The following is a 6,693-nucleotide window of genomic DNA, read 5'->3' as shown; positions in this document are numbered from 1 at the left end:
TGATGGCAATGGTCTTATCTGGCATGCCAATCATTCAGCCGATCGCATTCTCAACCGCGAAGTTCAGGGATTACCGCTGACCATTGAAACAACCGGGGACAGTTTGTATGGCGATGAAGAAGCATGGCTGACGCTTGAAGGCCAGAAACACCATGTACTGTGCAAACAAATTTCGCTCTCCTCGCTGGATAACGATCGCTTAACGATGGTCATCTTTCGTGATGCGCACGACTACCTGAGTAACCTTACTCCATCCCCTTACGAGTCTGACACGCAGGTGCGGCTGATTGGTCACTCTTCCTCAATGGAGCAGCTCAGAAGCACCATTAGCAAAATTGCCAACAGCTACGCCAGCGTGCTCATCACTGGGGAAAGCGGCTCGGGTAAAGAGGTCGTGGCATTTGCCATTCACCAAAACAGCCCCCGTAAAGCCGCCCCTTTCGTGACAATCAACTGCGCGGCAATCCCTGAGCAACTACTGGAAAGCGAACTGTTTGGCTATGTACGCGGTGCATTTAGCGGTGCAGATCCCAAAGGACGAATGGGGAAATTTGAACTGGCCAACGGCGGCAGCCTGTTTCTGGATGAGATCGGCGATATGCCGCTGCACCTGCAGGCCAAGCTGCTCAGGGTGTTGCAGGAAAAAGCGATCACCCGCGTGGGTTCTAATAACATCATTAATATTGATGTGCGCATTATTGCCGCGACCAACAAAAATATTAGCGCGATGGTGGAGAATAATCAGTTTCGCGAAGACCTTTTCTATCGCCTGAATGTCGTCCCTCTGGTGCTTCCTTCCCTGCGTGAACGCAGGGCTGATATCGCCGTCCTCGCACAATACTTTGCCGATGAGTTTTCGGTCAGTTACCAACGTGCACCGCAAAAACTGCCCGATGACGTTATTAATCGCCTTTATGCCTGGCACTGGCCGGGGAACATTCGTGAATTACGCAACGTCATCGAATACATTTTTGTGATGCGCGGAGAAGCCGCCGGGATCAACGCCAGCCATCTGCCTCCTTATTTACTCTCCTCGGGGGACAGCAGGAAAACCACGATGACCGCACAACCCCGACAGCTGGCGAACCAAGGAAAACAAGCGGAAAGGGACGCTATCGAAAATGCCATTCAGCGATTTGGTTCAAGCGTGGAGGGCAAAAAACAGGCTGCATCAGAACTGGGAGTCAGTATTGCCACGCTCTATCGAAAAATAAAACTGTATGGTTTGTGAGCCCCATTTTTTTAACAATTAAGCCCGCGTAGCGCGGGCTTTTGGTGGTTAAGTACAGGGATACTTAATCAAACACACCATTGATAACAGCGGTGACAATTGCCGTGCTCAGTGCAATCAACACCAGATTGTCGCCAACAACCTGCCATTCATAACCCGGGTAATATGGCAGTTGATTCAGCATCGAGGATGGGACACTTTTCTTAGCGATCCCCGGAGGAAGTGGTTTTCCTCGCGCCAGATTTTTGGCGATGCCCGGAGGCAGTGACTTATATCCCGTCAAACCATATCTGACGGCATACTGCCTGGCCACGTTATAGCTAATATCACTATCAACATGGTCCGGCTTGCCATAATTTTTACGCTGTTCCGATTGCGAGTTGTTTTTTGGGTCTGGATTTCCTTTCTGGCTATGACTGCTATTACCCTTATTCCCACTATTACCATGGTTGCCGCTATTACCATTTCCGTTGCCATTACCGGGGTTAGCCGAAACGGGGATAGCGCACATCGACATCGCGGCAACGGCAACTAAAGCCGTTGCTAAAGTACGGAGCCTGGACATGATGATTCCTTAAGATATGGATACATACAAAATGTATGGTATTGCGTGAATATTGGCTATCGCTATGAATCCGATTTATTGGCAGAAAAACGCTGTCGCTTTGCAAAGTGAGCAGCTTTGATTGACCGTTTTTAAAATTAAAAACCGCCATTCCCGTTAACTCAGATCGGCAAGCGACAGGCACAGGATCTGAGTTTTTGGGAATAACTTCGCGAAAATGGAGAGAAAACGGCGTTTTTTTTCGGTTAAGCTATGTTCATGCTTTGGCGCTACCCATGGTCAGATTCACTAATCAGGAACCCACCCATAATGGCAAAAAGTACCCCGCAGCTGCCGCTCGACCCACATATGTGTCGCAGCTATGAAAAAAAGTCGCGAAGTCCGCTGGCGCTCTACTCAGAGTATCAGCGGATGGACGTCGAGCTGCGGGCTCCGCTGGCCATGACCTACAGCCACTGGCACGGTCAGGTTGAAGTGAATGTGCCGTTTGATGGCGATGTGGAGTACCTTTTCAATGACGAAGTAGTGAAAAGCAAACAGGGCTTTATCACGCTGTTCTGGGCCTGCACACCCCATCAGCTGACGGATGCCGGGCACTGTAAACAGATGGCCATCTTCAACTTACCGATGCATCTGTTTTTGTCCTGGCCGCTGGACAGGGAACTGATTAACCACGTGACGCATGGGATGGTGATTACGTCGCTTGCCTCGCAGCAGCTGAGCGCTTTTGAAGTGCAGCGTTGGCAGAGTGAACTCAACAGCGACAATGAGCAAATTCGTCAATTAGCCATTGATGAGATTGCCCTGATGCTCAAGCGATTTAGCCTCGCTGGCTGGCGGCCAGTGCTGGGTAACAAAACATCGCGCACCCAGAAAAACAGTATTTCACGGCATTCACAGTTTTACGTCAGCCAGATGCTGGAGTTTATTGCCGCAAACTGCGACAAACAGCTTACGGTCGATGCTATTGCCGAACACGTTAAGCTCAACCCAAATTATGCGATGGGCATTTTTCATCGCGTGATGCAACTAACCATGAAACAGTATATTACCGCAATGCGCATCAACCATGTGCGGGCTTTGCTCAGCGATACGGATAAAACAATTCTGGATATCGCTACAATTGCAGGTTTCCGATCCAGCAGCCGTTTTTATAGCTCATTTCATAAATACGTCGGCATGCCGCCGCAGCAGTATCGCAAACTGAGCCAACAGCGCCGAAATCATTCACCTTATGCCGAGGGGTAATTTATTCGTCAAACTCACTCTTACCTTACTACCAAAATATAAGCGTCAGAATAGCAGGTCAAAATAGATAATCTGCAGCAGTTAATAAAATAGGGTTCAGCCATGAACTCTGGCAACTATGTTACTCAGTTTTGGGTGGCCTGTAGCAGGTATTTATTTGACGTGTTCAACCATTATCGATTGGGATGGAATTATGGAATTAAATAGCTGCACCGCCAACAACAGAAAGCCATTGTCTTTCTTTTGGTCAGTTTTACCCATGATAGTCATGCTGGGTGGAATTAGCATCGGATATTTTATCTTCAATATTCGAGCTGAACCCATGATCCTCATGGGAACCGCAACCGCCTCGTTTATCGCCATCGCTCACGGCTACACGTGGGATGACATTCTACAATCTATTTGCAATAAAATATCTGAAGCGCTTCCTGTCATATTAATCGTCGCCAGTATCGGTTTCTTAATTGGCGCATGGATGGTGTCAGGCACTATTCCAATGATGATTTATTATGGTCTGAAGTGGATTAACCCGCAGTATTTCTATATTTCAGCATTTATGCTGGGAGCGCTGATCTCAGTCTGTACCGGCACCTCCTGGGGATCTATCGGAACCGTCGGGATCGCCATGATTGGCGTAGCGATTGGTCTGAATGTTTCGCTGCCCATTGCTGCTGGCGCTATTGTCTCCGGCTGCTGGTTTGGTGATAAGCTTTCTCCGGTTTCTGACTCAACCAACATGGCGGCGCTGGCTGCCGGTGTAAACCTGTACTCGCATATCGGCCATCTGCTGTGGACCACCGGCCCGGGATTTATTATTTGCTGCGTCGTTTACAGCTATATGGGCATGGGCATTGATGCCTCATCCAGCGCGCCAGCCAATATCACCAACTTGATGAACGCTATCGGCCAGATTTATCACTTTAACATTCTGCTACTGTTACCACCGATCATCGTTTTGTATGGCTCACTGTCAAAAAGACCGCCAATCCCGATGCTCTTTTTATCCACAATAGTCTCGATGATTCTGGCATTAGCCTTTCAGCAATTTACCGCATCATCGGTTGGCGAATCCGTGGTTAGCGGTTTTAAGCTCGCGATGCTCACCGGAGATAACCTGCCAACACTGTCATCAGATGTTTCCCGCTTACTGGAACGAGGCGGCGCCATTTCAATGTTTAGCAGCTTCGTCACCGTCTTCAGCGCCTTCAGCTTTGCCGGCGCAATGAGTGCGACAGGCTCTTTGCACACCGTGATAAACGCGCTCACGAAAGGCGTTAAATCCACATTCCGCCTGGTGGCCACCACGATTGTGACGACGTTTACCATCTGTGCCTGTACGGCAAATGGAACCTTGCCACTGCTGCTGTGCGGCGATGCCTTTAAAGAAGAATATAAAAAACGAGGGCTTGCGACAAAGAACCTCTCGCGTACTACCGAAGATGCCGGAACCGTTGTCGAACCGATTATCCCCTGGTCTGCCTCGGGCGTTTATTGCGCCACGATGCTGGGCGTGGCGACGCTTGATTATTTGCCATGGGCAATCCTCTGCTACAGCGGCATCATCTTTGCCCTGCTGTGGGCGGCCACCGGTATTGGTATTGCTAAATATGAACCAAATGAAGCTACAGAGCATATGGTTGAGCAAAAATCATAGGCTAATAAATAGCTAAATATTGGCTACCACCAGGGTAAATTCAATATATCGATTAGATATACAGAAATATTCTTCACTGTTGCGTTGCTTAAACTATTTTTCAGAGACTGTCCAGGAGTCAGCAATGTCTTTGTTTGATGATATTGTCATAAGGGATGTTAATTGCCGTAAATACGGTCAATTACAACAGATGTACGGCACCACCGATGTATTACCGCTGTGGATTGCAGATATGGATTTTGTGACGCCAGAGCCAATTATGAGCACACTGCGTTCAGTGGTATCGCAGCCAGTACAAGGCTACAACCTGGATTATCCGCAATGGAAAGAGTCCGTTATTCATTGGTATGCGCAACAGTATGATGTCGACATAAAGCCACACTGGTTGCATTTTATTCCCGGCGTCATAAAAACTATTGTGCTCTCTCTGATGGTGTTTACCCGACCAGGTGATAATATTTTAACCTGTACGCCAATATATGACCCCTACCCTAATCTGGTAAATACCAGCGGCAGGAATTTGATTCAAACGCGCCTCATTGAGAAAGAGGGTCATTACGAATTTGACTGGCATGATTTCAGCGAAAAACTCAAGCAGTGCAAAATGTTTCTTTTCCCTTCGCCGCATAATCCGGGCGGTATGGTGTGGTCGCGGGAAACGCTGGAAAAAGTAAGTCACTATTGTCAGCAAGCTGGCGTCTTTATTCTCTCAGATGAAGTGCATAGTGATTTAACCCTGCCAGGCAAGCGCCATCTGCCGTTTTTTACTTTAGACGAAGCGACAGGGAGCCAGTCAATCGTGCTGACCTCAATCAGTAAAACCTTCAACACGGCGGCGATCCAGGGCGGAATTGCCATTATTAAAAATGATGAATTACGCCATCAGTTCTATGGTTTCCTGGATAACTGCTACCTTGCCGAGACACATTCATTACAGCAGGCGGCCATTTACAGCGCCTTTACCCATTGTGGCGACTGGCACCAAAAATTATTAGCCTACCTGGCCGACAATGTGGCGTTTGTTAAAAGTGAAATTGAAAAGCACTGTCCCTTAATCTCCATTGTGTATGGCGGAGCATCGTATCTTCTGTTTCTGAACGCGGAAAAAATGAATCTTAGCGATGAACAGCTAAGCGCATTTTTTGTGCAGGAAGCAAAACTGGGTCTGTCACCAGGCGCGCAATATGGCCCCGGCGGAGAGGGTCACATGAGACTCAACGTTGGGTGCCCGCGCTCGGTACTGGTAGAAGCGATGAACCGACTGAAAACGGCGTACCAAAAACGACAGAACGCATAGCGCGCATCACACTCTTTGCCCCGCCACGGTGGGGCAAAACTATACAAAGATGTTGCAGAACTGCTATAAAGTTTTTCCGTTCTGTCGGCTGGTGTTAAACTGGAAAGTGTGATCTTCATCATAACCTGCTTAAACAGAGAAAAGAGACACTGCTATGCAACATATCATTGAGGGCTTCCTCAACTTCCAAAAAGAGATTTTCCCTCAACGTAAGGAACTCTTTCGCAGCCTGGCATCCAGCCAGAATCCCAAAGCGCTTTTCATCTCCTGTTCCGATAGCCGCCTGGTGCCAGAACTCGTTACTCAGCAAGAGCCCGGACAGCTTTTCGTTATCCGCAACGCCGGTAATATCGTTCCGTCTTTTGGACCGGAACCCGGTGGCGTATCTGCTACGATTGAATACGCGGTTGTCGCACTTGGCGTGACGGATATCGTCATCTGCGGACACTCCAACTGCGGCGCGATGAAAGCCATTGCTGATAGCCAGCCTCTGGATCCGATGCCCGCTGTGGCTCACTGGTTGCACTATGCCGATGCCGCAAAAGCCGTGGTTGAGAAGAAAACCTGGGAAAACCCAATCGATAAAGTTAACGCCATGGTGGAAGAAAACGTTATCGCACAGCTCAATAATATTAAAACGCATCCTTGCGTCGCGGTTGGGCTGCGAAATAATGCGCTTCGTCTGCACGGCTGGGTAT

6 protein-coding genes are annotated in these 6,693 nt (G+C 48.6%); 5 read left to right on the top strand and 1 reads right to left on the bottom strand.

Going from position 1 to position 6,693, the window contains the following annotated elements; all coding sequences use genetic code 11:
- A partial coding sequence (locus tag KQJ19_RS21440; RefSeq protein WP_216404111.1) for a sigma 54-interacting transcriptional regulator occupies positions 1-1,231 on the top strand: 1,231 nt, incomplete at its 5' end.
- 64 nt (positions 1,232-1,295) lie between these two features.
- Here the strand turns inward: KQJ19_RS21440 and KQJ19_RS21435 are convergent.
- The gene (locus KQJ19_RS21435; protein WP_216404110.1) at positions 1,296-1,796 is read right to left on the bottom strand and encodes an anti-virulence regulator CigR family protein; all 501 of its coding nucleotides are present in this window, start codon (positions 1,794-1,796) and stop codon (positions 1,296-1,298) included.
- A 309-nt stretch (positions 1,797-2,105) separates the two neighbouring features.
- Here KQJ19_RS21435 and melR point away from each other — a divergent pair, with 309 nt between their 5' ends.
- The 4 genes from melR to KQJ19_RS21415 all read left to right on the top strand — a co-directional run.
- Positions 2,106-3,044, top strand: a complete 939-nt coding sequence (gene melR, locus KQJ19_RS21430; RefSeq protein ID WP_016154104.1) for a transcriptional regulator MelR — start codon at positions 2,106-2,108, stop codon at positions 3,042-3,044.
- 193 nt (positions 3,045-3,237) lie between these two features.
- Complete coding sequence (gene nhaC / locus KQJ19_RS21425) at positions 3,238-4,698, top strand: Na+/H+ antiporter NhaC (RefSeq protein WP_016154105.1); 1,461 nt, start codon at positions 3,238-3,240, stop codon at positions 4,696-4,698.
- Positions 4,699-4,822: 124 nt separating this feature from the next.
- Positions 4,823-5,995, top strand: coding sequence for a PatB family C-S lyase (locus KQJ19_RS21420; protein WP_216404109.1), 1,173 nt, complete (start codon positions 4,823-4,825; stop codon positions 5,993-5,995).
- Positions 5,996-6,149: 154 nt separating this feature from the next.
- Positions 6,150-6,693, top strand: a 544-nt coding sequence (locus KQJ19_RS21415; protein WP_216404108.1) for a carbonic anhydrase, incomplete at its 3' end; no start/stop codon positions are given.

This window comes from Citrobacter sp. S46_ASV_140 (genome assembly GCF_018919545.1).
Classification (GTDB): Bacteria; Pseudomonadota; Gammaproteobacteria; order Enterobacterales; family Enterobacteriaceae; genus Citrobacter; species Citrobacter braakii.
This window is presented reverse-complemented; position numbering and strand designations above follow the sequence as displayed.

Coding starts and splice junctions, on each gene's coding strand:
- KQJ19_RS21435 (WP_216404110.1), bottom strand. CDS start 1,796: ATGTCCAGGCTCCGTACTTTAGCAACGGCTTTAGTTGCCGTTGCCGCG.
- melR (WP_016154104.1), top strand. CDS start 2,106: ATGGCAAAAAGTACCCCGCAGCTGCCGCTCGACCCACATATGTGTCGC.
- nhaC (WP_016154105.1), top strand. CDS start 3,238: ATGGAATTAAATAGCTGCACCGCCAACAACAGAAAGCCATTGTCTTTC.
- KQJ19_RS21420 (WP_216404109.1), top strand. CDS start 4,823: ATGTCTTTGTTTGATGATATTGTCATAAGGGATGTTAATTGCCGTAAA.